At 43.2% G+C, this 24,749-nt stretch carries 15 protein-coding genes; 6 read left to right on the top strand and 9 right to left on the bottom strand.

Annotated elements, in window-relative coordinates:
- Positions 1–160 precede the first annotated feature (160 nt).
- Entirely contained in the window at positions 161–5,782 is a 5,622-nt protein-coding gene (locus ACZ5A8_RS06945; protein WP_464534047.1) for a tetratricopeptide repeat protein, read from the top strand.
- Between the two features lie 257 nt (positions 5,783–6,039).
- Here the strand turns inward: ACZ5A8_RS06945 and ACZ5A8_RS06940 are convergent, their stop codons facing one another.
- Complete coding sequence (locus ACZ5A8_RS06940) at positions 6,040–7,356, bottom strand: DEAD/DEAH box helicase (protein ID WP_464533006.1); 1,317 nt, start codon at positions 7,354–7,356, stop codon at positions 6,040–6,042.
- A gap of 1,404 nt (positions 7,357–8,760) precedes the next feature.
- Between ACZ5A8_RS06940 and ACZ5A8_RS06935 the strand changes: the two genes are divergently transcribed.
- Positions 8,761–9,165 carry a DUF3303 domain-containing protein gene (locus tag ACZ5A8_RS06935; RefSeq protein WP_464533005.1) on the top strand — a complete coding sequence of 135 codons (405 nt, stop codon included), beginning with the start codon at positions 8,761–8,763 and terminating at the stop codon, positions 9,163–9,165.
- A 39-nt stretch (positions 9,166–9,204) separates the two neighbouring features.
- Here the strand turns inward: ACZ5A8_RS06935 and ACZ5A8_RS06930 are convergent, their stop codons facing one another.
- Complete coding sequence (locus tag ACZ5A8_RS06930; protein ID WP_464533003.1) at positions 9,205–9,702, bottom strand: N-acetyltransferase family protein; 498 nt, start codon at positions 9,700–9,702, stop codon at positions 9,205–9,207.
- Between the two features lie 304 nt (positions 9,703–10,006).
- On the opposite strand from ACZ5A8_RS06930, the gene ACZ5A8_RS06925 reads away from it, so the two are divergent.
- A complete protein-coding gene (locus tag ACZ5A8_RS06925) occupies positions 10,007–10,924 on the top strand; it encodes a DUF2156 domain-containing protein (RefSeq protein ID WP_464533002.1) in 918 nt (305 codons plus the stop codon).
- Positions 10,925–10,995: 71 nt separating this feature from the next.
- Here ACZ5A8_RS06925 and thiC read toward each other — a convergent pair whose 3' ends face one another.
- Entirely contained in the window at positions 10,996–12,282 is a 1,287-nt protein-coding gene (gene thiC / locus ACZ5A8_RS06920) for a phosphomethylpyrimidine synthase (RefSeq protein WP_464533000.1), read from the bottom strand.
- Positions 12,283–12,962: 680 nt separating this feature from the next.
- Between thiC and ACZ5A8_RS06915 the strand changes: the two genes are divergently transcribed.
- A complete protein-coding gene (locus ACZ5A8_RS06915) occupies positions 12,963–15,485 on the top strand; it encodes a DNA topoisomerase I (protein ID WP_464532998.1) in 2,523 nt (840 codons plus the stop codon).
- Between the two features lie 219 nt (positions 15,486–15,704).
- Here ACZ5A8_RS06915 and ACZ5A8_RS06910 read toward each other — a convergent pair whose 3' ends face one another.
- The 6 genes from ACZ5A8_RS06910 to ACZ5A8_RS06885 form a co-directional block, all read right to left on the bottom strand.
- Complete coding sequence (locus tag ACZ5A8_RS06910) at positions 15,705–16,322, bottom strand: 30S ribosomal protein S3ae (protein ID WP_229388636.1); 618 nt, start codon at positions 16,320–16,322, stop codon at positions 15,705–15,707.
- Positions 16,323–16,953: 631 nt separating this feature from the next.
- Positions 16,954–17,682 carry a transposase gene (locus ACZ5A8_RS06905; protein WP_464532997.1) on the bottom strand — a complete coding sequence of 243 codons (729 nt, stop codon included), beginning with the start codon at positions 17,680–17,682 and terminating at the stop codon, positions 16,954–16,956.
- A 455-nt stretch (positions 17,683–18,137) separates the two neighbouring features.
- Positions 18,138–18,878 carry a hypothetical protein gene (locus ACZ5A8_RS06900; protein ID WP_464532996.1) on the bottom strand — a complete coding sequence of 247 codons (741 nt, stop codon included), beginning with the start codon at positions 18,876–18,878 and terminating at the stop codon, positions 18,138–18,140.
- Between the two features lie 389 nt (positions 18,879–19,267).
- Positions 19,268–19,939: a phosphoribosylanthranilate isomerase gene (locus tag ACZ5A8_RS06895; protein ID WP_464532994.1), complete on the bottom strand. Its 672-nt coding sequence runs from the start codon at positions 19,937–19,939 to the stop codon at positions 19,268–19,270.
- A gap of 542 nt (positions 19,940–20,481) precedes the next feature.
- On the bottom strand, positions 20,482–22,257 hold the full coding sequence (locus ACZ5A8_RS06890) for an RNB domain-containing ribonuclease (protein WP_464532993.1): 1,776 nt from the start codon (positions 22,255–22,257) through the stop codon (positions 20,482–20,484).
- Between the two features lie 256 nt (positions 22,258–22,513).
- Complete coding sequence (locus tag ACZ5A8_RS06885; protein ID WP_464532991.1) at positions 22,514–22,957, bottom strand: SRPBCC domain-containing protein; 444 nt, start codon at positions 22,955–22,957, stop codon at positions 22,514–22,516.
- Between the two features lie 335 nt (positions 22,958–23,292).
- Between ACZ5A8_RS06885 and ACZ5A8_RS06880 the strand changes: the two genes are divergently transcribed.
- Both ACZ5A8_RS06880 and ACZ5A8_RS06875 read left to right on the top strand, forming a co-directional pair.
- The gene (locus ACZ5A8_RS06880) at positions 23,293–23,631 is read left to right on the top strand and encodes a hypothetical protein (protein ID WP_464532990.1); all 339 of its coding nucleotides are present in this window, start codon (positions 23,293–23,295) and stop codon (positions 23,629–23,631) included.
- Positions 23,541–24,266 carry an Acg family FMN-binding oxidoreductase gene (locus ACZ5A8_RS06875; RefSeq protein ID WP_464534046.1) on the top strand — a complete coding sequence of 242 codons (726 nt, stop codon included), beginning with the start codon at positions 23,541–23,543 and terminating at the stop codon, positions 24,264–24,266. Before ACZ5A8_RS06880 ends, ACZ5A8_RS06875 begins: the two co-directional genes overlap by 91 nt.
- Positions 24,267–24,749 lie beyond the last annotated feature (483 nt).

Below are 24,749 nucleotides of genomic sequence, written 5' to 3'. Positions count from 1 at the left end.
TTTATCAGTAAATACTTATCGGTAGCACATATAAGTAACACTTATCACAGATTTATCAATGTATATTCACTGGCGCAGTTTATTGATATACATTCTTTTGAAAAAAGAAACGCACTAAAAGGAAAGTAGTAATATAATACTCAAATGAGCTGCAGGATCTATTGCAAAAAAGGGAATCGGAGGAATTATTATCGTTCACGATGAAGCCTTTCACAGAGGCCTTGACCTGGTTAAACGCAAAAGGTACGAAAAAGCCATTAACACATTCAATAAAATTCTGGATAAAGACCCAACTCATAAGGGAGCCCTTTTCAACAGGGGACTTGCTCTCCTTGAAATTGAAAAACCCCAGGAAGCCCTCAACTCATTTAATGAAGTCCTGCAGCTTGAACCTGGGAACTCCGATTCCCTCTATAGAAAAGGAATCTGTTTTGCAATTCTGGGTGAATTTGAAGAAGCCCTTGAAGCCTACGAAAGTTCACTTGAAATTTCTCCCGATATCTCTGAAACCTGGTATATGAGAGGCCTTGCTTTTGCCGAAGTAGAAAGAACTGAAGCTTCAATTCTTTGCTTTGAGAAAGCTATTGAACTTAAGCCAGATTATGTAGCCGCCTGGTGTGCGATGGGGACAGTAGCCGGAAAGGTGAACAGATATGAAGAAGCACTGGAGAATTTCGGACGTGCACTTGAAATTAACCCAAAAGATTCGGAGGCCTGCTACGCAAAAGGCCTGGTCCTTGCAAAGCTTGATAAATATGAGAAAGCCCTCGAATGCTTTGATCACCTTATCAGGGAGAACCCAAAAAATACCAGTGCCCTTGAGCAGAAATGTCTTGCCCTTGCAAAGCTAGGGAAAAAAGAAGAAGCTCTGGAATCTCTTGATGATTTTTTAAAGAAGTTTCCTGCAAATGAAGCTTCACTCTATCATAAAAGTATCCTTTTAAGCGAACTTTCAAGATACGAGGACGCAGAAAAAACTCTTTCAAAAGTATTGAAGCTTAACCCCGGGCACAGAGAAGCCTGGTTCAGGAAAGGTTTTGCTCTCGTACAGCTGCTCAGGCTTAACGAAGCCATTGAGGCTTTTGAAGAAGCTATCCGGCTCGACCCTGATTATTTTGAAGCCTGGAATTATAAGTGCTTTGCACTTATGAAACTTGAGGTATACGAAGAAGCCCTAGAAGCCTTTGATACCGTACTTAAAACCTATCCTGATATGAAGGAAATCTGGTATAACAGGGCACTTGCTCTTTTGAAACTGCAGAATTTTACGGAAGCTATCCGGTCCTTTGCCCGTGTTACGGAGCTTGACCCGACAAATACGGATGCATGGTTTCAACAGGGACGCCTGCTTGCCAGAACAGGTAAGTATGAAAAAGCCCTCGAAGTCCTTGAAAAACTGCTTGAATATGACCCTGATTTTACCGAAGCTCAGAAATTCAGGGGCACTGTGCTTGCAGGGCTCGGACGTTTTGAAGAAGCCCTCGAACCCCTTACGAAAAGCCTGGAGAAGGAGCCTGAAAACCATAACATGTGGCTCCAAAAAGGGCTCATTCTCCTGGACATCGGAAAATTCGAGCCTGCCCTTAAAGCTTTTGAAAATGCAGCATGCCTGAAGCCTGAAGATGAAATCTGCTGGATGAATAAGGGTTTTGCCCTCTATTCTCTGGAGCGTTATGAAGAAGCCCTTGAAGCTTTTAAAGAAGGCTTGTGGCTGAATCCTTACCTTGAGAAGGGCTGGAACAAGAAAGGGATAGTGCTCGGAAAGCTTGGAAAAACCGAAGAAGCGCTTGAGGCTTTCGAAGAAGCAATAAAACTCAGACCTGACTTTGAGGACGCCTGGAAAAATAAGGGACTTTTGTTTTTTGCCTCGGAAGAGTATGAAAAAGCCGAGAAAGCTTTTGCCGAAGTCCTTAAAACAAACCCAGAAGATATCGATTCTCTTTATAACAAAGGCATATCCCTTCTCAGACTGGGAAGAAAAGAAGTTGCCCTGGAATACCTTGAAAAAGTCGTTTCCCTCAGTCCCGATTATCCGGATCTTGCATACAGCCTTGGAGTTGCACTTACGGAACTTGGCAAACAGGAAAAAGCCCTGGAAACCTTTGAAAAGCTTGCTGCAAAAAACCCGGAAGATGTAGAAATCCAGTGCAGGAAAGGAAAGCTTGCAATGGAGCTCGAGAAACATGAAACTGCCCTGCAGGCGTTCGAAAAGATATTGCTTGAAAAACCCGAATCAAAAGAAGCCTGGTATAATAAAGGGCTTGTCCTCCTGAAGCTGGAACGCTTTGAGGAAGCTGTAAAAGCCTTTGAAGAAGTAACTATAAGGAACGCTACAAAGGACTCAGGTTATGAGGACGCCGGAACTCTCAAGGGTTTTTCTCAAATGAAGCTCGGAAAATGTATCCCTGCCCTGGAAACCTTTGAAAGTGTACTTGAAAAAAGACCTGACTCCGGCATGACCTGGTACTACAGCGGCCTGACTCTGTATAGACTACACAGGCATGAAGAGGCAGCCCGGGCTTTTGAATCGGCTATCCGCCTTAATCCGGAGCTGTATGATGCCATTGAATACAGGGCAATCTGTCTCTTTGAAACCAGGCAGTACGAAGCAGCTCTCAAGGCTTTTGAGACTGTGCTGGAAAGAGACCCGGAAAACCTTTCAGCCCTGCACAAAAGGGCGATTTGTTTCCTTGAACTCAAGAAGCATAAGGAAGCAGTTGAAGCTCTCTCAAACCTGCTTGAACTTGACCCGACCAGGGAAGAGACCATGTTTAAGCTCGAAGAGGCGAAGTTCAAGCTCGGGATTGAGCATTTCGAGCTCGGTCAGCATAATGAGGCTCTTGCCCTTTTTGAAGAAATAAATGAGAAAGAAAATAATGAGAATGAAAATAAAGAAAGAAATGAGAGCGAAGAAGTAAGCGAAAACGAAGAAGAGAATGAAGGAACAGTAGGGAACCTTCAGAAGTCCTATTCTCAGAAAGGCTATTCTCAGAAAGATTATCCTGTGCGTTACTGGAAAGGGCTTGTTTTTATCAGGCAGGAAGCTTACGAAAAGGCTCTTGAAGCCTTTTCAAGGTTAATTGAGCAGGATCCGAAGTTTGCGGAAGGTTGGTACTTCGTCGGGCTGTCCTGTTCAAAACTCGGGAGACAGGAAGAAGCTTACACGGCTCTCAAAAAAGTCCTTGAAATCGACCCTGCATTCCAGAACGCACAAGACACATATTATTGGCTGGGTATTTCCTGCTCTGAACTCGAGAAGTATGAAGATGCCCTGAAAGCTTTTGAGGCAGCCCTTAAGACAGCTCCCGACCCGGAAAAAATCCGGGATATTGCCGGCACGGATGTTATTTACACGGATGTTATCTACACGGATATTATCTATAGAAAGAGCCTTGCTCTGCTCAGGCTTGGAAGATACGAAGAAGCCACACCCGGCTTTAAGGAAGTTCTTGCCAGAGACCCGGCAAATGATGAAGCCCTTGCACACCTGAGCACTGCCTGTTTTAAGCAGGGATATTATAAAGAGGCTCTTGAGATTTTTGAGAAGGTGCTCGGTCAGACTCCGGGAAGAAAGACCATTCTTTTCAGAAAAGGGCTTGCTTTAAAAGCCCTTGGAAAAATCCAGGATGCGCTGGCTGCCTTTGACCTTATCCTAAAACTGAAACCTGACTGCACATACGCCCTCGACCAGAAAGGATACACCCTTTTCGAACTCGGAAAATATGAAGAAGCTGCTGAAGCCTTTAAAGCAGCGCTGGAATACTCTCCGGAAAAAGCAGGTATGCAATATCTAAGAGCTATTTCCTTTTTCAGGTCTGGTAATTTCAAAGAAGCCGCGCAGGGATTTGAAGAAGCCCTTGCCCTCGGGTGCCGGAAGTCTGACATCCCCTGTTATACAGGGTTTTCCTGCTTTGAAATAGGAGATTATGAAAGGGCTGTAGAAGCCTTTGACATTGTCCTCGGAGTAGGAGCGCAGGACCCCGAAATCCTGCAAAAAAGAGCTCTTTCTCTTTTCGAACTTGGGAGGTTAGAAGAAGCTGTATCTGCGGTAAATTCCCTTCTTGCCCTTCCTGAACTCTCCGTAGAAAATGTAATCGAAGGAGACACAGGAGAGAAAATCGAAAAAAGCACGGGAGAAACTCCTCGGGTATGTCAGGAGCTCCTTGAGAAGTTTGCGTCCGCCCTGATAGAACTTGGAAAGTCTGAAGAAGCCCTGCTGCCGCTTGAGAAACTTGCAGGAGACGGATCGGCTTCAGAAGAGGTTCTTTACAACAGAGGGACGGTACTTCTGGAACTTGGAAAGCAGGAGGAAGCCTGCGATGTTTTTTCAGAGCTACTTAAGGCTTATCCGAACTGCAGGAAAGCATGGTATGGGAAAGGGCTTGTGCTATTCTCACAGGAGAATTACGAAGAAGCCCTTGAAGCCTTCGAACATGCCGTACTGGAAAGCCAGGAAGAAGGGCCGAAAATAAATGATCTGGAATCAGAAGACGCCTGGACTAAAATAGGGCTTTCCCAGCTCAAAACCGAAAGGTATGAAGATGCCTTTGAGACCTTTGAAAAAGTCCTTGAGAAAAAGCCGATGGCTGCTGACGTGTGGTACTTAAGCGGGCTTGTTATGAGAGGGCTTGACCAGAACGAGGATGCAGTGGAGGCTTTTGAGAAGGCCCTGGAACTCAACCCTTCTCTTACAGCTGCCCAGGAGCAGAAAGGGCTTTCCCTCCTTGCACTTTGCAGGTGCGAAGAAGCCCGAAACACCTTCAGTTCAGCTCTTATCCAGGAACCTGAAAATGCAGATATCCTTTACAGCCGTGCAATAGCCAGTTTCAAGCTCCTTAACTTCGAAGAAGCTGCAAAGGACCTGGAAAAAGTGATCCTCTTTACCCCTGATTTTCCGGACTACACCGAAGCTTGCTACAGGCTCGGTATTGCTAGCATAGAACTTCAGGACTATGAAAGAGCTCTTCAGGCCCTCGACCTGGTCCTTGAACATGAGCCCACGCACAGGGAAGCACTCTACAATATGGCTCTTGTGCTCTTCAACATGGAAGAGTATGAAGAAGCTGCAGGGATCTTTGAGCTGCTTCTCGAAGCATCCCCGGAAGACCCTGAAAGCCTTAACTACCTCGGCCTCTGTCACCTAGAACTTGACAACCCGAAAGAAGCCCTGCAGGCCTTCGAAAAAGCTTCTCTTTTCAACCCGAAAAACGAAGAAGCCCTTTACAACGCAGCCACGACCCTCATCAAGTTAAATAGAGCTCAGGAGTCCCTTGGGTACTTTGACCGCATCCTTGAACTCTCCCCTGAGAACTTCGATGCCATGAACTATAAAGGAATTGCCTTCTGCATGCTTGAGCAGTTCAGGGAAGCTCTCAGGTCTTTTGACGGCGTGCTTGAAAAGGATCCCGATAACATCAAGGCAATCTATAACGTGGGTGTGGTCTGCTTCAAACAGAAACTTTACGAGACCGCAGCCAGGGCTTTTAAAGAAGCTCTTGCCATTAACCCCTGGCACGAACAGTCTCTCAGATACCTGGGCATCTCTCTTGCAAAAATCGGAGAATATGAAGAAGCCCTGAAAGCCTTCGAAAAGCTGTTAAGGATAGACCCTCAGGACGTTCAGTCCATGAACTACAGGGGAGTTATCCTCGGAAAAATGGAAAGGTACAGTGAAGCGATAAGGGCTTTTGATGAAATCCTGCGCGTTTACCCGGATATGGCGGATGCGAGGAAAAAACTTGAGGTATTAAAGTCCCTTGAGAACGAAGAAAGATCCTATTAAATCTCATGAACGAAGAAAGATTCTATTAAGCCTCACTAAGAGAGGATTCCTTCTGAGAAGGGATCTTTTCCAATCTTTTATGAATACTTTTTCCTAAGTGTAGACACTTATTGAGAGACCACAATTATTGAGAGACAGAAGGAATCTTCAATGAAGTGAGAAATACCGAATATGAAGGATATTCGCTGGAAGATATTGAGTGAGGTCTATTCAAGAAAAGACAGGAAGGGGAAAATCACTCCCACAACCTGGAAAAATTAACCCCTTGTTGACATTTCTTTGCTCTCTTTGTCAATCATTATCTTTAATAAAGCAGCAGCTACGTCTAAAGAAGTATATTCCTCTTGAATAAGTTTTTCAACTAAATTATTATACTCCCCCAAATGTCCTGCATCAACAACATCTTTAACATTTTCTAAAATTGTGTTTGTTCTCATCTCTTCAACATCACTGACAGAAGGAATTCTTTTAGCTATAATTTTAGTCTTTGTGAACTGCTGGATCTGCCTTATTCGATATACTTCTTTACCTACCACAAAAGTAAATGCAAGTCCTGATTTTCCTGCTCTGGCTGTTCTTCCGATTCTATGCACGTAATACTCATCATCCGTAGGTATGTCGTAATTAAAGACAGCATCCAGATCTCCTACATCGATCCCCCTGGCCGCTACGTCAGTTGCTACCAGTATCTCAATCTCTCTTTTCCGGAACCTGGACATAACGATATCTCTTTGCTTCTGCTGCATGTCCCCGTGCAGGCCATCAACCAGGTATCCTCTTATCTTGAGATTCTCAACCAGTTCATCCACACGTTTTTTCGTATTGCAAAACACCAGCGATAATTGCAAGTTATAATAGTCAATTAAACGAGCCAGAGCTTCAAATTTTGTCTGCTGCTTGACCTCAAAATAAAATTGTTCGATATTAGGAACGGTCATTTCTTTGTGTACAAGCTTTACAAAATGAGGGTTGTTTTGATATTTTTTAGTCAAATCCAGGATTGTTTTAGGCATTGTTGCAGAGAAGAAAATAGTCTGTCTTTGCTCCGGGATCTTCTTCATAATAGTCTCGATATCTTCTCTAAACCCCATATCCAGCATTTCATCCGCTTCATCCAGTATGATTATTTTCACGCCCTCCATTTTCAGAGTGCGGCGGTTCAGATGATCCATAACACGCCCAGGGGTGCCGGTAATAATCTGTACGCCTCTCTTTAATGCCTTAATCTGGCGGTCTATAGGCTGCCCACCGTAAATAGGTAAGATCTCGATGTCCGTTTTATATTTTGAGATCTTTTTGAGCTCTCCTGCTACCTGAATCGCCAGCTCTCTTGTAGGACATAAAATCACAGCCTGCAGCCCCTTTATTTTCGGATCTATCCTCTCTAAAACAGTAATTCCGAAAGCTGCAGTCTTCCCGGTCCCTGTAGGAGCCTGTCCGATAACATCTCTGCCTTCCAGCATATAGGGAATGGACTGAGCCTGAATTGTGGTAGTCTCTTCAAATCCCATATCCTCTACTGCCATCAGTATCTCTTTTGATAGATTTAAGTTTTTAAACCCTGAATCTGCCATATTTAACCCTCCTCTTTCAGTCTCAACCCGTTATTTTACCAACCAGGTTTTATCTTCATGGTAGAAATGTGTTAATGAATGAATCTCCGGACTATGATCTGGCTCTCTTCCGCGACATGCAACAGGCCTGAGGGCATCATTACCGCACGTAGAGATATGTTAAATAAAGAATAAGGAAAAAGAAAGTGAAAAAACAAAACCTGCAACTATCGAATACAGCCTGTCTTTAATTCTCATCCCCTACCTCCAGAAAGATCTTAACTATTTAAATATCGGATTTTGATATAAATTTTTAATACTGACTATGTGAATATGATCCAGCCAGTAGTGCAATGAAAAATATAATTATAATAAATAATATAACAATTTATAAGGTATATATTTCCTGAATTTAGATCTTTTCAGAACCTTTCTGGATATTGTTTTACACTTTTGAGACGAAAAAATCCGAATTCTAAAGCCGAAGAAACCGTAATTCACTTTATCAGGTCGCTTTTTTCCGGGCATGAGCCTGTCCATTACCAAGAGCAAAAACCTAAAAAATAAAAAAGATATTTGAAAATGAGTGTCTTTAGATAGAATTTGATTTTGTTTTCTTTGCACTATTAAAAGTTTTTTGTTCGCTTTTAATTTTTGCCTTTTCTCTTCTTTTTTCGTGGGAAAGGTTGCTCTCCTTCGTCGCGAGTGACAAAAACAGCTGATACAGCGAATAAGGCTGTACTGGTCAGAGATATTATAATTTAGTCCTCTTGAGCGAAGCGGAGCGGAGCGGAGCGGAGCGAAAAGGACATCGTGCTGTTGCACTTGCAGTGCAACTCCCAGAAAATCTCCAATTTCCTGTGATCCCGAAGCGAAACTAGGGAAGCGAAACTTGAGAAATAGAGGTGGGAGGGGAAAGGGGCAGAGTTAGAAAACCCCTTTCGATAGAAAGTAATACATTGTAAAAAAAGAATCCAGTTTTATTTGTTTTAACCCGCAAAAAACATTTTTTTGCGGGTCTAGCAGGTCTATTCGCATTTAGGGTATGATTATGTCCTTTTTAACGGTATAAAATAAGCTGAAAAACTATTTAAGATTTGCTATATGGTGACATGGCACATTTTGTCAGGGTAATACGAGATAGACTACAAGATTTTCATGCTACAGAAGAGTTTCTGAAACATTTTAATAATTAAGAGCAAAAAGGTTTCGGAATAGGTTAACAAGACGGGTTTTGGAATAAGTCACATTTCAGATCTCTTTTCCGTATCTTTTTTTCTAAACATTTCTTCCTGAAAGTATATGCCCGTTTGAAGAGAAACAACATTAACTTTGCTAAATATACTTTGAATCCGATTCGGATTCGATTGAACATAATATTGAACATAATTTGGACCTATTTTTAATACAGGGGGTATCAGGCAAATGATATTGATGGATATAATAACCTGGGAGCCGAAAGACTCAGCAAGGGTTCAGAGCCTTTATAAGAACTACGAATACCCGGAGGGAATAAAGATAATCGACGAGTGGATTGACCTTACGGGTTATCGCATGTTTGTAATTTACGAAACTGAAGACGAAAAAACGTATACACCCTCAATCACTCCCTTTATTGGGATCTGCAGGTTCGAAACAATCCTGGTTATGAGAGCAGACAAATATATGCAGAGGGCTCAGGAACGTGCCGAGAAAACCGGGGAAAAAGGGGCAGGGGCTGCTCAGGGTAAAGAAGCATCTGAAGGAATCCTTGAGCAGATAGAAGGGCTTGAAAAAAGAGTCGAACGCCTTGAGCACCATTCTTTCATTCAGCAGGAAGATACGACCTGAAACCTTTAAAAAGAAGAATTTCAGGTAAACCTACCGGGTTTACTTTTCAAGCGCACTTTCGAATTTATCCGCACCCATACGATAAATATGCCAGCCATCAACAGGCCCGGCCCCGAAGTATTCGTAAAACTCTCTTGCAGGGTTCCAGTCAAGCACTGCCCACTCCATCCTCCCACAATTCCTTTCTTTTGCAAGCTTAACGCAGTGCATAAACATTGCCTTTCCGATTCCTTTTCCCCGAAACCCAGGTTTCACAAATATATCTTCGATATAAAGCCCCTGTTTTCCAACAAAAGTGGAGAAGTTGTGGAAAAAGACCGTAAAACCTGCAGGCACCCCATCAAGTTCGGCAAAGAAAACTTCAGCATAACGCTTTTCCCCGAACATGGACTCCTCCAGGGTTTCTTCTGTGGCTGTGACCAGGTGGGAGAGGTTTTCAAACTCAGCAATCCCTTTGACAAATTCAAAAATAAGGGGAATATCTTCTTTTTCTGCACTACGGATGTTCAAACCAGATTTTGTCTCAGTTTCAGCCATTTTTATTCCTTTTTTGTTGGTCGGTTAATAGAACTCTAAAAAGCTTGACAGGGTTATGAAAGGTTGCATATAATTGATTCCAATAGTCAAATGCGTAAGCCCTATTAAATTGAAGATAGTATTTTAATGTAATTTCCAGAAGTTAGCTACATTTACGCAGGCCTTGATGATAATTATCTGGCACAATTGCTGATAAAAGACCTATCGAAGGAATCAATCAAGAAAATGGTGGGTAGATGAAAACCGATAAATCCGTATGCTTTACTTTCAGAATATTATATTTGCGAACCTCAGGAGATTCCTGATGCTTTGTCAGAAAGACTTCAAACCTGTCACTCTTGCTGACAGGGAATTTTTCGAACGACATTACGCGCTTTACCCGCAAGCCCACAGCAGCAACACATTTACAAACATGGTCTGCTGGAACCATTTTACACCATACCGGTACGCATACGTTAACGGGAACATTATTATTTCGTGCACCACTGAAGGGGTTACCAGGTTCCACCCACCGATAGGTCCCCGCGACCCGGTGCTTATGCGTGAGCTCATACGGCTGGCACTGGACATGAGCGACGATATGCCCCTTGTGTTCATTGACCCGGAGACTGCACGTTGGATGCAGGAGCTTGAGCCCGGCCTCGTGCTGGTGCCGGACAGGAACAACTTTGAGTATGTGTACAGGGCTTCCGAACTTGCGGAACTCCCGGGAAAGAAGTACCAGAAAATCCGGAGCCACCTCAACAGGTTCCGAAAGAACTGCCTGAACATAACTGAGCCGATTACATCCGAAAACCTGGAAGAGGTAAGGGAACTCCTGAGAAAATGGCACGATTGGAAAGGGTGTGAGAAAAATTTAGTCCTTACCCATGAGATCGAAGCAGCTCTTTACGCGGTCGAGCACTTCACCGAACTTCTCCTGAGGGGCCTTCTGATCAGGGTTGATTCGGAGGTGAGCGCAATCTCCCTCTTTGAGCTCCTCAATGCAGATACAGCGCTCATCCACTTCGAAAAAGGGCTGCCTGACTGTGAAGGTATCTATAAGGCGATTAACGCGGATACGGCAGCAGTTCTTGCCAGCGAAGTGGAGTACATCAACCGGGAGAGCGACCTCGGCATCGGTGGCCTCAGAGAAGCAAAAATGCGGTATCACCCGCATCACCTGGTTGAAGTATATTCTCTCAAACGGCAAACTGTTTTTAGTAAAACGGCTGAAGTCTGAAAAGGAGAATAGTAATTTAAAGGAAAAAGGATTGAAAGAAAAAAGAGGTGAAAAAATTAGTTCTTCCGTTTTTACTCTTCTTTCTTCTTTTCCCCGAAGGCTTCCTTTACGATTTTAACTGCACAGAGTTCTCCGCACATAGAACAGGCGTCGCTTTCTGTCTTTCTGGCGTCACGGATTTTGCGGGCGCGGTCGCCGTCGATTGCAAGTTCGAACTGTTTCTCCCAGTCAAGGTCCCTGCGGGCATAAGCCATAGTTGTATCCTGTTTCCAGGCGCGTTCTCTCGGGCCTTCTTTTATGAGGTCGATAGTGTGGGCTGCAAGCTTTGTTACGAGCAGTCCCTCTTTAATGTCTTCGAGAGCCGGGAGGGCAAGGTGTTCCGAGGGGGTTACCATACAGAGGAAGTCGGTGCCGTACATTCCCGCGACTGCTCCTCCGATTGCACCGGTGATATGGTCAAAACCGGGGGCAATATCGGTAACAAGGGGCCCCAGAAGGTAGAGAGGAGCTCCGTCGCAGAGTTCTTTCATGCCCCGGACACTGAGTTCGATTTCGTTTAAGGGGACATGCCCCGGCCCTTCAACGAAAGTCTGGACATCGACAGCCCTTGCACGTTTTACAAGCTCCCCGAGGGTGATAAACTCCATGAACTTGGGGCGGTCGGAAGCATCGGCAATACAGCCGGGGCGCATGCCGTCCCCAAGGCTGAGGGTCATATCGTATTCTTTTGCGATTTCAAGGAGATAATCAAATTCGGCATAGAAGGGATTGTCTTCCCCGTTGTGCAGCATCCAGGCAATGGTAAAAGAGCCACCCCGGCTGACCACATTCATAATCCGGTCACTCTGGCGCAGGCGCTCGAGGGAATTCAAGTTTACTCCGGCATGTACGGTTACAAAATCCACGCCCTGTTCGGCATGCTTCCTTACGGCGTTGAACATGTCGTCAGAGGTCATTTCCACGACAACTTTCTGCGAAGCTGCTGCTTGGTAGATCGGGACAGTCCCTACCGGTATATTTACGGCTTTAAGGATACGGGTGCGGATCTCATCCAGGTTTCCGCCTGTTGAGAGGTCCATTACTGCATGAGCCCCGAATAATTCTGCAGTTTTCGCTTTCTCGACTTCGGCATCGATATCGATACAGTCCCTTGATGTGCCTATATTGGCGTTTATCTTTGTGCTCATGTATTTGCCAATACCGACAGGCAGGGTTTCTCGCCTGATATTCCTTGGAATGGCTATGAGCCCTTTTGCCACGCAGGAGCGGACAGTTTCTGCATCTATTCCTTCAGCTTTTGCCACGGCTTCCATTACAGGGGTAATGGCTCCCCGTTTTGCATCTTCCATCAGCGTCATTTTTACTCCGTATGTTGAGGTGGATGAGATAGTATTCCAGTCAAAACTATTCTGGTCTTACAGTGTTTTAGTCCTGAAACATTCCAATCCTGAAATATTCCAGTCCTTAAATATTTCAATTTTAACTAAGGGCTTACAGATAAGGACATACCAGTAAAGAAGATAAGGACTACCGGCAAATGTGTCAATAACAGTGTAGTGTAACAATATAATTGAGTAATCTTCCTAACTGAGCAATCTTTCTATTAAACAAACTTTCCGTTAGAATGAATGTGACGATTAATCCGGGAATTTCAGTTTGTAGATTAGAACAGAGAGTGAACTGATATATAGCTTTTTACATCCGGAAAAGTCATCCAATAATGTATAAACAGACAAATATATAAATAATGTAAGCATACTAATCAGGGTATGTATATGTATGAGATCTATGTTGATTATTTATAAAGCGAAGGGTTTTTACAGAAGACAGGGACTTTACAGACAGCAAGAATAAATAATTAAAGTCTGCCAGTTAAGCTAAAAAAATCAAACCTGGAAACGTTTCAATGTACCTCCTAATTATGCTTCCTTGACGTTTTCGGCAATATTTCCATGCCATCGTTCAAATGATATTTCCTTACAAATGATATTTCCTTACAATATTCTATATCCCAATAATAGAGGTTAAGGTATTTTATATGACAGTTGTCGCATTTGCAGAAAAAAATAAAGCAGCAGCCCAGATTGCCAGCATCCTGGGCGATGGGGAAGTGGATAAATTTTCAGTAGAAGGGCTGCCTGCTTATGAGTTTAAGTGGAAAGGGGAAGAATGGCTCGTGATGGGGCTGTCCGGGCACATCATGAACTATGATTTTCCTGAAAAGTACAATAAATGGAGTGAGGTTGACCCTGGTACGTTGCTTGGAGTTGACCCTGAAAAATTCGTCACCAGGAAAGAGTATGCAGCTGCAATAAAAAACCTGGCAAAAAGGGCAGACAGGATTATCCTTGCATGCGACTATGACAGGGAAGGAGAAAATATAGGGTTTGAAGCAAAGACACTTGCCGAAGAGGTTACAAACGTGCCTATTGCAAGGGCTCGCTTCTCAGCACTTTCCCCAAAAGAGGTCAGGAGAGCTTTTGAAAGTACTGTAGATCCTGACCATAACCTCGCTATGGCTGCGGAGGCCAGGCAGATCCTGGACCTGAAAATGGGAGCAGCTTTTACGCGTTTTGTCACGCTCTCGGTCAGGGAAAAGGCAAGAACAAAAGACGTCCTTTCAATCGGGCCCTGCCAGACACCTACCTGCGGGTTTGTGTACGAAAGGGAAAAGGCTATCCGGGCTTTTGAGGCAAAGGACTTCTGGAAGATTACTGGAATCTTTGCTGCAAAAGAAGGGGAATTCGAAGGCACTCACAGAGCAGGAAATATCCACGACAAAGAGAAAGCGGTTGAAATCTTCAAGAGGCTAAAAGGGGCAAAAGAAGGACTTGTTGTAAAGAAAACGGTAAAAGAAGCAAAGACCAGCCCTCCAAACCCGCTTAACACGACAGAGTTTCTGAAGCGGGCTTCAAAATTTCTGGGGATCAGCCCGGAAGTAGCCCTTGAGGTTGCAGAACAGCTCTACCTTGCAGGGTTTACGAGCTACCCGAGGACAGAGACCAACAAATATGCAGATGACTTCGACTTCAAGTCGCTACTCTTCGATTTTGCGAGGCAGAAGGAATATAAGCCTTTTGCCGAATTAATCCTTGCTGCCCCCGTAGTGCCGAAAAACGGGGAAAAAGACGCACACGACCATCCGCCTATCCATCCTATCCGGGCGGCTGCCAGGGGAGAAATAAGTGCTACAGTAAACATCCCACAGGCAGCAGAAGTCTATGACCTTATTGCAAGGCACTTCATGGCAAACCTGATGCCTGCAGCAGTTTTCGAAAAAACTCACCTCCACCTGCAGGTCCAGGAAGAACCTTTCGACTCTTCAGGGACAGTGCTTAAAGATGCAGGCTGGCTCGAAATCTATCCCTTTGAAAATAAAAAAGATAAGCTCCTCCCGTTTGTAGAGGAAAAAGAGAGGGTAGACGTAAAAAAGCTAAGCAATACAAAGTCCAAAACCAGCCCTCCGAAAAAATTGACCGAAGCCGAACTCCTGACCCTTATGGACAAGCACGGGATAGGGACAAAGGCAACAGCCCCGACCCATATCGAAACAAACAAAAAGCGAGGCTATTTCGAGACCAAAGGAAAGACAGTTTCGATACTTGATACAGGCTTTACCCTGATGGAAGGGCTTTCCCTAACCGTCCCAATCCTTGTGAGGCCGGACATCCGCTCAAAAATAGAAGCCCTTATCCAGGAAGTCGAAGACGGTAAAAAAGAGTTTGAAACCGCTCTCGACGAAGGCACAACCCTGATCAAAGAGATGTACGCCCAGCTTGAAGCAAACAAAATAGAGCTGACTTCAAGCATTGCAGGCACAATCAAGGACGAAGCTGCCCTTGAAGACAAGAAAAACTACGTCGGCAACTGTAAGGCTTGCGGACATATTCTTAAAATCGTGCAGACAGATTCGGGGCGCTTTGTGGGCTGCACAGGCTACCCTGACTGCAGGAACTCATTCCCCCTGCCAAAAACCGGAGCTCTGACCATACTCAGGAGCAAGGAATGCAAAAAAGAAGGAGCAGCCGTCCTGAAGGTAGGAAACAAATACAACTGGGCTGTCGGTATAGGGCCCTGCTTTAAATGCGACCTTGAAAAGGAATGCTATCCACCTGAAACCGTAGGTCCCTGTCCTGAATGTGACGGGAGCATGTTCCTGATCGCGTTCAAAGACAGCCGCTTCCTGGGCTGTACAAAGCGCTGTGGGTACACTCATTCGGTCCCTAAGACCGGAAAACTGACCCTGCTTGATAAGACCTGTGAGACCTGTGGCTGGAAGCTATTCAGGCTAAAAGCAGATGGAGAAGGAGAAAATCCGGAAGAAGATATCTGCGTAAACCGACGCTGCACGGAAGGAATACAGTACTGGAAAAAAGCAGGTCCCAGAAATGAAGCAAGGTTAAGGGCGAAGAGTTCTGCGGGTTCTGCTGCAACAGGGCCTGAAACAGGAAGTGCAGCAAGGAAAGCAGAAAACCCGGCAGCAAGGAAAGTGGAAAGACTCGCACCAGCCAGAGTTTCAAAAGCACCATCGGTTTCAGGTAGCAGAAAAGAGAGTAAGTGAAGACCCGGTAAAGATCCCGGTATGGATCCGTTAAAGAGTCAGTAAAAGAAAATAAGTAAAGGTCCAGAAAAGAGAGTGTAAACAAGCAAGTTAGCAGGGATTATAAGAAAAGCCACGAATAAAGTTGTGAATTAAGTTGTAAGAATTAAACAATTAAAAGAGAGTTAAGAAAATCCTTTCGGATTTTCTCCTGCTTCTAATTTTTGAACCGAAAAGAAATTATGCTGCGGCTGATGCAGGTGCAGGTGCAGCTGCGGGCATTTTTTCGACTTCGGTCTTCCTGATCTCGACTCTGCGGAGCGGGTAAATGAACTTGGCCTGCCTGTAAATGGCTGCTGAGAGCCTGCCAAGGATTGCTTCCTGCATGAATGTCTCGAAATCGGATTCTGCTGCGCGCCTTTTGACGATCTCAACCATCAATTCCCTGATGGCTTTCATCTGGCTTGAGCGTGCCCTTTTGATGGTGAAGCAGGTCGGCTTTACACGGATAATGTAGCCGTCTTTGGTTTTAACCTCGACATTGGCGTCGATCCTGGAAGTCTGCCTCTTAACGATTGAGCGGATATAGTCGGTTGTAAGTTCGTGGCCCATGAGGTCGGTAGTTGCTGTGTCTCCGACAACGTTGCTGATCCTGAGGACAACCTTTGTGTTGTTCTTGGTCATGTCGTTGGTGAGTTCTCCAACTGTAGTCTCAACATTGCGGCCTAAGAGCAGAGCAGGGTCTCCTGCCATTGTGTTTCCGACAACAGCCCTGTTTAGGTAAACCGGGGCTTCAATATTATACCATTCCTTGGATTTCCATCCGTCAAGCTTTCTCTGTACTTTCTTTCTTGCCAAGTAATTCCTCCGAAGTATATTCGTTCTGTATAGTTTTATTTTGCTTTGCCCTGATGCCCTCAGGCAGTCTCAGGTCTTTGTCTTCCGGATGCTCAGGTGAGCCTTTCCATGATCAATGAGTGTGAAAGGTTTTTCAGGCGTTTCTGCACAGTTTTGCACTGCCGCAGGTTTGCTCTTTTATTACCTTCTCTTTGCAATATCAAAAATCTCTGAGCCTCTTAGCATTTCCGGACTGGGGCCCCATCCCATCTGCCGATAGCCACAGGCTCCTGATAGTCAAAAATGCGACCGGAAATCGGCCAGATATTCTCAGAAATTAACGGATACTAACTAGTTAATGGCTCACTATACACATCATTTCCGTATATAAAGAAATCGGTCAGAAACGCTTTCTGCTCTATTGTTCACATCCCAGGAGTAGAAAAAAGAGTGAAAAAACTTGGAAATAGTTAGAGAAGGGTTGAAAAAGAGTGGCAACAGAACTAAAAAAGAGCAAAAAATAGTTAGAAAAGAGTTAGATAAGCTAAAAATTAAAAATGAGTTGAGCTTATGCCAAAATCATTTAAAATGCTTTAAATCCCAAATAAAAGCACTCAATTCTATATTTTCCGGAAAAATTTCCTTAAATAGCTTAAAAATGCAACCTTCTAAAAGCAGTTGGTGCCCTTATCAAATCTTTTCTTCCAACTTTAAAAGCCGTTAATGCCGTAAGTAAAGCGGCAATGTTGCCTATAGAGACAAACATTTTAGCCCATTCAATTCTTCTTGTAGGTGTTTTCGAGCGATTGTATCCCACTACTTCATTTGAGTTCTTTCTTTCAACAGTGGTTCTAAGATTGTATATTTTACCAAGGAGTCTATGAAATTTCCTTGGTATATATATTCCTCTGAAGTGGGTTCCTGTTTCTGTTTTAAGAATAGTTCCTGCACTGTTAGCTCTGGCTGCTATAATTGGAATAACTCCATGATCAATAACCACCTGGTTAGAAGGATGACTATCAGGTCCAGCATCTGCAATCATAAAAAGTGGTTTATGAGTTTCCGATTTCATGCACTGAATGATAGTTTCTTGAAATATAGTGTTGTCATTTTTACTTGCGTTTACTGCATCCCAATAAACTGGTAAACCCCACCAACTATCAACAACACATGTATCAGTATACCCCGTTCCAGATAGGACACTATACTTTCCGGTTTTTTTAACATAATGTCCTGCATCAGGATCTGAGAGCATACCAGTTTCTTTATTTTTTAATCCACTGCAGTTGCACTCAAAGAACCTTCTATCCCATATCCAGATTTTATCTCCTATAAGATTTAGATTTCTACATTCTTGTATCAGTAATTGAGCATATTCCACGAAATATGGATAAATACATTTCAGATTTCTACGATATGATGAAAGAGTGATTCGATCACGATTTTCAATATTTAATTCCTTTCTTAGACCGGAGTTTATACTTTATAGTATAAAGCCACATCAAGCGACATGATCTACATAGGGTCTAACAAAAAATTAATTATGTTGGGTAACAATTCCAAGCATTTTAATATAAAACCGACAAATATAGAACCAATTAAATAAATCGGTGTGGCACAAAAATAGTTAATTTCCCACTATATGGGGTCTAACACAGGATCTCTGTAACAAGACGCCCTATTATGGTTTCTTTAGTATAATATGGTGAAAATCATATAAGTATCAATCGGTGGGCTAGTTCAATATGTGGCGACGCCAAAATTGAACGAAACAAGTTTGGAACTTAATTAATTTCTTGTTAGACCTACATAATATCCATAGCTGCACCACGATTTTTATGAGATCTTATAAACTCCGGTTAGAGCTTTATTCTGGTTAAATTCTCTAATGAATGATTCAAAATTTGAATACCCCATCTTACATCTTGCAATTTCTAACTTGAGAATGTTGTTGAAATTTAACGATTCATGCTGAGGATGGTACTCCATTGAAGCCTGTAATTCAATGAAAAAGTTATCCAGCGAAGGATTTAATGCAAACATGTCTCCTATATACCCATGAAACGTTTTGAAGTGTTGAAAGGCAAGTACTTGATTCCAGGGCAATACACTTTCCATATAATCTTTGCTATGTACAACTAGAAGATTAATTTTATAAGGAATGCAAATTTTCCTTTTGAGAAAAGTAAATCCTTCACCAAAAAAGTCTGAAAGCACTTTTTGAAAAATAGGGAGCACATTACGTACTTTACAATGTCTTTTGTTTTTAGTAATTTTCTCAATGAAAAGGATCTTTAAGTTAGAATATTCACTCAACATCGGATCGAAAATAGAGTATATAGACATCGATTTTTCAAAAAGATTGCTTATAAAATCTGTGAGTCTTGACTGTTTTAGAGATATGATACGGATTTTAATATTTGTCTTTTGATCGTCCAATTTTCGACCAAAAAGCTGTTCGTATTCTTTTCTGCCTTTAATACTCTTAAGACTTATAACAATGGTACGTGCAGACCCTAAAAAATCGTCGATTTGAGTCAATAAGTACTTATATCCTTTTGTAATAATCTTTATCATGGATTATACCTTTTTAAAGCCCAATTATTTGTTTGGCGACATAATATTGGTGTAATTAGGTATAATCCTTTCTATTTACCTTTAAATTGAAATTAAAGTGTTTTAGTCTAATTTTTTAAAAAAATAGATCTTTTTAACATCCATTATTCCAAAATAAGGGCTATTAACTAAAATGGCATAAGCTCAGTTATAAGTGATTTTCATTAAGAAAAGAAATCCGGGAATTCTTTTTTGAGTAATATCCTAATTTCGTATCCACCACTGATTCGCGAGCAAGATCCACTAAAACAAGGATTGAAACAGTTATAAAACACCCCTTTGACAGGTGATATTTCTATTAAATTTAAAGAAATTTATAGTTTAAAAAAAAACAATTCACAAAAATCGGATTAAACACTATTTTTAGCCTGCTCTATAAACTTTTTTATCTTACAGATATCTTTTGTGTTGTCTTTGCCTTTAGTCCCACTGTTTACATCAACGCCATAAGGCCTGATTTTGCTAATGGCGCTGCGGATGTTTTCAGGATTTAATCCGCCTGCAAGGATAAATTTGATTTTAGGAAACTCACTGACAATTCTTGAGCTTACTGACCAGTCATGCACCCTTCCCGTTCCGCCTACTTTGTTTAAAGCTTCATCTTTCGTATCCAGTAGATAATAGTTTGTAGGAGTTTTCATATACTGCAATAGATTTTTTAAAGTCTCATTGTAAGTAGTTACATGAACGGCTGTAATAATTATAAAATCTTCAGGCATTAATTTTTTTACTAGCTGCACTTGCTCAGGTGTACTACCCCCATGCAGTTGTAAAGCACTTACACCGATTTTCTTTGTCGTGTCGGCAATCCAGTTTGGATCGACCTCATGTGTAACCATTACAGGGATACCACCAGAGTTAGTTTTCTTAAGCTCATGTACCATTGCACATGCCGTCTGACGATCCACAAAATCATTCGAAGGATATTTTTGACCGACCAGTATGCCACAAAAATCCGCTCCCATAGATGCGGTATTGATAGCATCACTGATGCTTTTGTTCCCGCATATTTTCACCAGCATTTCAATCCCGTGGCTTTTTGATTATTACAATAAGGATTTTAAGAAATGTAAGCGCAGTAATGACAGAGTTCGACTGTGAATAATTTAAAAAGTTTCATTTCTAAAACAAACTATTTGGCTATTGATATTTAATAAATTATAGTATATTATTTATAAACCCACTAAAACAAGGAATGAAACTTTTATACTTACTCTTGTTTAACGATGATTGGATTAACGAGCAAGATCTCCTAAAAAGGATGAGACAATTTCATTTTATTTATTTTAAAACCAATATTCCCTAATGTAAAGTAATTGCTGGAAAAACAATTCGAACTCACTCTTTTTTGATAGTGACCACAAAAAATAAGCTCGGCATGTTTATTTTTTATGTTGAGGAAGTGCAGCTGTTAGTACTTTCACGGGCGTTATTTTATAAAAATCGTTAGATACTTAGACGCTCTTAAAATGCCATCATTTACCAGTACGAAGCTTAATTCGAGAGTAAGATCCATTAAAACAAAGATTAAAACATTAGATGATTTTATATCTCGAACTCGATATCAACTCTCAGACACTAAAGTGTATATCATCGCTCTAGCCGCTAGCCGTTTGGCCCTTTGCTTTTTTCCCGCCTGTCCGGTGCTGGTCGAGGAGCCAAAGGTGCAGGTACAGGTGAAAATCGGCTTGTTGGTCGAGCCTTCCATCTCAAACGAATAAGCTGGCAAGGGAAGTTTCTTTGCCTGACAATACTCCTGCAGGGCAAAAATCGGGTCTTTCGACGTGTTAATCGTCATCTCTTCCTTACTGGCGGGCTGATCTGCTATCGTGATCTTCAAGTCCGGAGCGGGTAAGCCCACAATAGCCGCGAGCAGGTCTACGGATGCCCGCTGCACGGCGCCTTTCTTTGTCATGTCCTCGTATGCAGCGGACCTGTACTCTCTATTATCGACTCTAATGGCGCTCCGGGCAGTGAATACCGGCAGGTTGCCCCGGGCAGTTTCGGTCACTTCGTATACGGGCATCTGCCATCCCGGTATATGCTGCGCGATGTCGAAGATTGAGACTGCGTGGTGAGGCGCAGTTGCCATTTCCTCCAGCAGTGCTCTTTTAAGCCCGTTCCATCTTTCGCCATCAGGGGCTTGCAGGAGTACCAGCCCTGCACAGATGATCGGCAGCTTGCCAAGGCGTTTCCGGAAAGCATCGCAATAAGCCTCGGGGCAGTCTTCTCTCTTGCGGATCAGGAATTTGGTGATGCGCTCGAAGTCTGTATCGCTTGCATCCTCGATCCGATTCCCCAGGATGACCGACTCAGCTTTTCTATACGCCTTTTCCTTCATGTATTCGCTTTTAGCCTTGTCGTTTTCGAGGTGCGTCAGGTTGATGTGTGATGCAATTGCCTGAATCTCTTCTTTAGAATGGGGCAAGGACTCGTTTCGGATGTATGCCCGGATCTGCTGGTGGTTCACAAGATCAGCATACCTTCGGATGGGCGAGGTGAAGTGGGTATACGCTCCGAGGTTCAGTCCGAAATGGCCCAGGATGACGGGGCCGTATTCCGCTCTATTGAGCATCATGTACGCGGTATGCCTGACAGTAGCTATATTTACCTCAGGGATAACAGCCATGCTTTCGAGCAGCTTCAGCAAGTCCTCCCGCTCAGGGGTGGCGCTCCGGGCTATATGGTTACGGAAAAGGATAGGAATGTCATTTTTGACCGCATACTCTGCTACGGCCATGTTAGCGAGAATCATCAGCTCCTGGATGATGACGTAGCCAATGGTATCCTCCCTGCATCTCAATTGCCGCACCGATCCTTCCTCACTCGTCACCAGCCCCCGCCCCAGGTCATAGAATGCCAGAGCTCCACGGTTACGGCGTTGCATCAAAAGACCGCTTGCGAGCTGGCTTGCGAGCTTGATGAGAGAATGCTGCTGGTGCTCCCGATCGGATAGAATACAGGGGATGTCAGAGAAGGCGAGCCGGGCTTCGCTGGTCATCGCAGTCCGCAAAAGCCTTGTTTCGAGGATCGACAGATCTATGCCGAGGATGATATCCACTACGAGGACATACTTCGCCTCTCCCGGCCACAGGGAAAGCTTCCCGTCTGCGAGCCGCCTGGGCAACATCGGGCTGTTACCGTTTGCATAATACCTGGTCTCGACCCGGGATATCGCAAGCCGATCAAGCTCTGAATGCCTGGGAACTACCTTTGCGACATCCGCGACCATGACCACGACGTGCCAGCCGCCAGTTTCCGTGACTTCCACCCAGATTGCATCGTCCATATCCCGGGTTGTCACGTCATCGATCGTAATACCTCTGAGCATATCTGGCATAATACCACTTAGGTGCAAAATTTGGTATGCTTCCCTTATATGTATATTGGTAAGTAAAAAAGTGGTAAGAGATACCCATTTTTACAAGTTATTGTTTCTGCCGTGCCGCCGTGGTGAAAAAAGGCACGTTGTGCTATCGTGATAAATCGTTCATTCCAGATTTGAGGGTAAGATCCATTAACAAGGATTGAAACTTCCCTTTAATTCCATTTTCAGAATCCGAGACTTCAAACCCGACATCGTCATTCCATATCCTTCACGACTCTTCCGCCAAGACCTTCACTCTCTCCAACGCTTTGGGAAACTTGTTCTCAAACTCATCCTTGTGTTCGTCAGGAACATCAATCTCGACAGATATCGTCGTTACCCCTGCGTTTTCTTTGAGCGAATAGCTCTCCGATCCGCCTGCCCATTCTTTTGCTTTATCATCGAAGGGTTGCTCTTTCCCGTCTTTTATATCTGCCAATTGTTCGAAGGACACATACTCATTAGGCACGAGTTTTTTGATCATGCTCAATACCCCATAGCCGGTTACCGAGGAAAGAAATTGTATTTTATCGCCTTCCTTCCAGTCGCCTACGGCATATGAGCCCTTATCAACAATATCTGCCCAATCACGAAAGGTTGCGTCTTCCCAGAGGACTTTCCAGACCTTTTCTCGAGGCGCATCAATATCAATTGAAAATCGTAGTCTTTTCATAGTTTTCTTTTATCAAATCTTCTACTAATGACTTTTCTTTGGCGGCAAATTCTATTTGTTTTCCTTTTTGCCTTGAATAACGATGATTAGTTCTTGATTGGTAACTTTGAACGCAATCATGCCTTGTGCTGAAAAATCAAACTTAACCGGAATTTTAAAAATAGAACTGGGCATGGACTGTCCGGACAGGCTCCATTTGTATTATATCGAGAAATGTGGTATCTGGAGAAATGTGGTCGGGTTATGCGCCTGCCTGCCCGTTCTATTATTGCGGGAAGAAATATAAAAGTGAAAACCTCTTTTAAAACATCGTATACATCACTGCAGGTGAATAGATGCCGGATATGATAGAACTTGTACATTACGCAATAATGGCTCCTTCGGGGCATAATACGCAGCCCTGGAAATTCAGGATACAGGAGAATACGATTAGTATCTTTCCTGATTTCTCAAGGAGACTTCCGGTCGTTGACCCTCTGGACAGGGAGCTGTACATAAGCCTCGGGTGCGCACTGGAGAATTTGATAGTAGCTGCCGGGCATGAAGGGTACCGGGCATCAGTGGAACATTCTTTTGAAAATGGATCTATTTCTGTAAATATCGAGCCTGCAGATGGTATCGAGCCTGCAGACGACAAGCCAGCAATGATCAGCTCTTCAATGCTATTCCTATAAGACAGAGCACTCGAAGACAATATGACGGAAGGCCCATTCCAGAAGCTGACATGGAAAAGCTTGCATCATTGCCATTGGAAGAAGGGGTATCTGTGCTTTTTGTGACAGATCCGGAAAAAATAGAAAGGATCATAAAACTTGTTAAGGAAGGCAACAGCATACAGATGAATGACAGAAATTTTATGCAGGAGCTAGTGTCATGGATAAGGTTTAACGAGGCTGAAGCAAACCGGTATCGTGACGGTCTTAGCTCAAAGGCTACAGGAAGCCCTTCATCGCCCCGCGTGATCGGAAAACTGTTCATGAAATTCTTTTTGAACGCTAAGAGACAATCGAAAAAGGACGAAAGATACATAAGAAGCTCGTCTGCATTGATGGTCGTACTATCGGAAAACAATGACATAGATTCCTGGATCAACACGGGACGCAGTTTTGAAAGGCTGGCACTATGCGCCACAGCTCTTGGCATAAAGAACGCCCATATCAATCAACCATGCGAAGTGCCGGAGCTCAAAAAGAGGTTACAGGAATTGTTATCTACAGGCAGCATGCATCCTCAGCTTTTATTGCGCCTGGGATATGCTGAGCCTCTTCCCAGATCTCTTAGGAGGCCTGTGTCCGAGGTTATCATCTGAACATTGTCCGGTTATACGCTTGCTATTAATGATCGGGCTACAATTAAACTATTTTTGTTTTGCTAAACAAAGGAAATTATCTACTTAAAGGAATTGCCTTACATTCTCACAATTTCTCATATATTTCATGGAATAGGCAACCGTACGAACCATGTAAAAATTGATAAGGTAAGGTCATTGTTAAGGGTATTTTAAAATATTTTGATCTAGCTCTGATAGAGTTTTATCCTGATTATGAGATTGAATTCACAAATTTTTAACATCGCAGCTATATTGGAAAATGCTTTGCTTGCTAATGATTTACAGATTATTAGATGCAAGGTGATTAGTGCTGGAACTTCACTATTTTGTTTAAGCTTCCCTTTTTGATGTGCTGCAAACAGGGATAGAGTTTTCCCTATACTGCAAAAGAGGGAATTTAAAATTTAAAGACCTCTCTATCTGCAACAAAAAATAGTAAAACAAAATGGTTCCATACTGTAC

It is taken from the genome of Methanosarcina subterranea, from assembly GCF_055385895.1.
The sequence above is the reverse complement of the archived record's forward strand: the minus strand, read 5'-3'. Positions and strand labels throughout refer to the sequence as shown.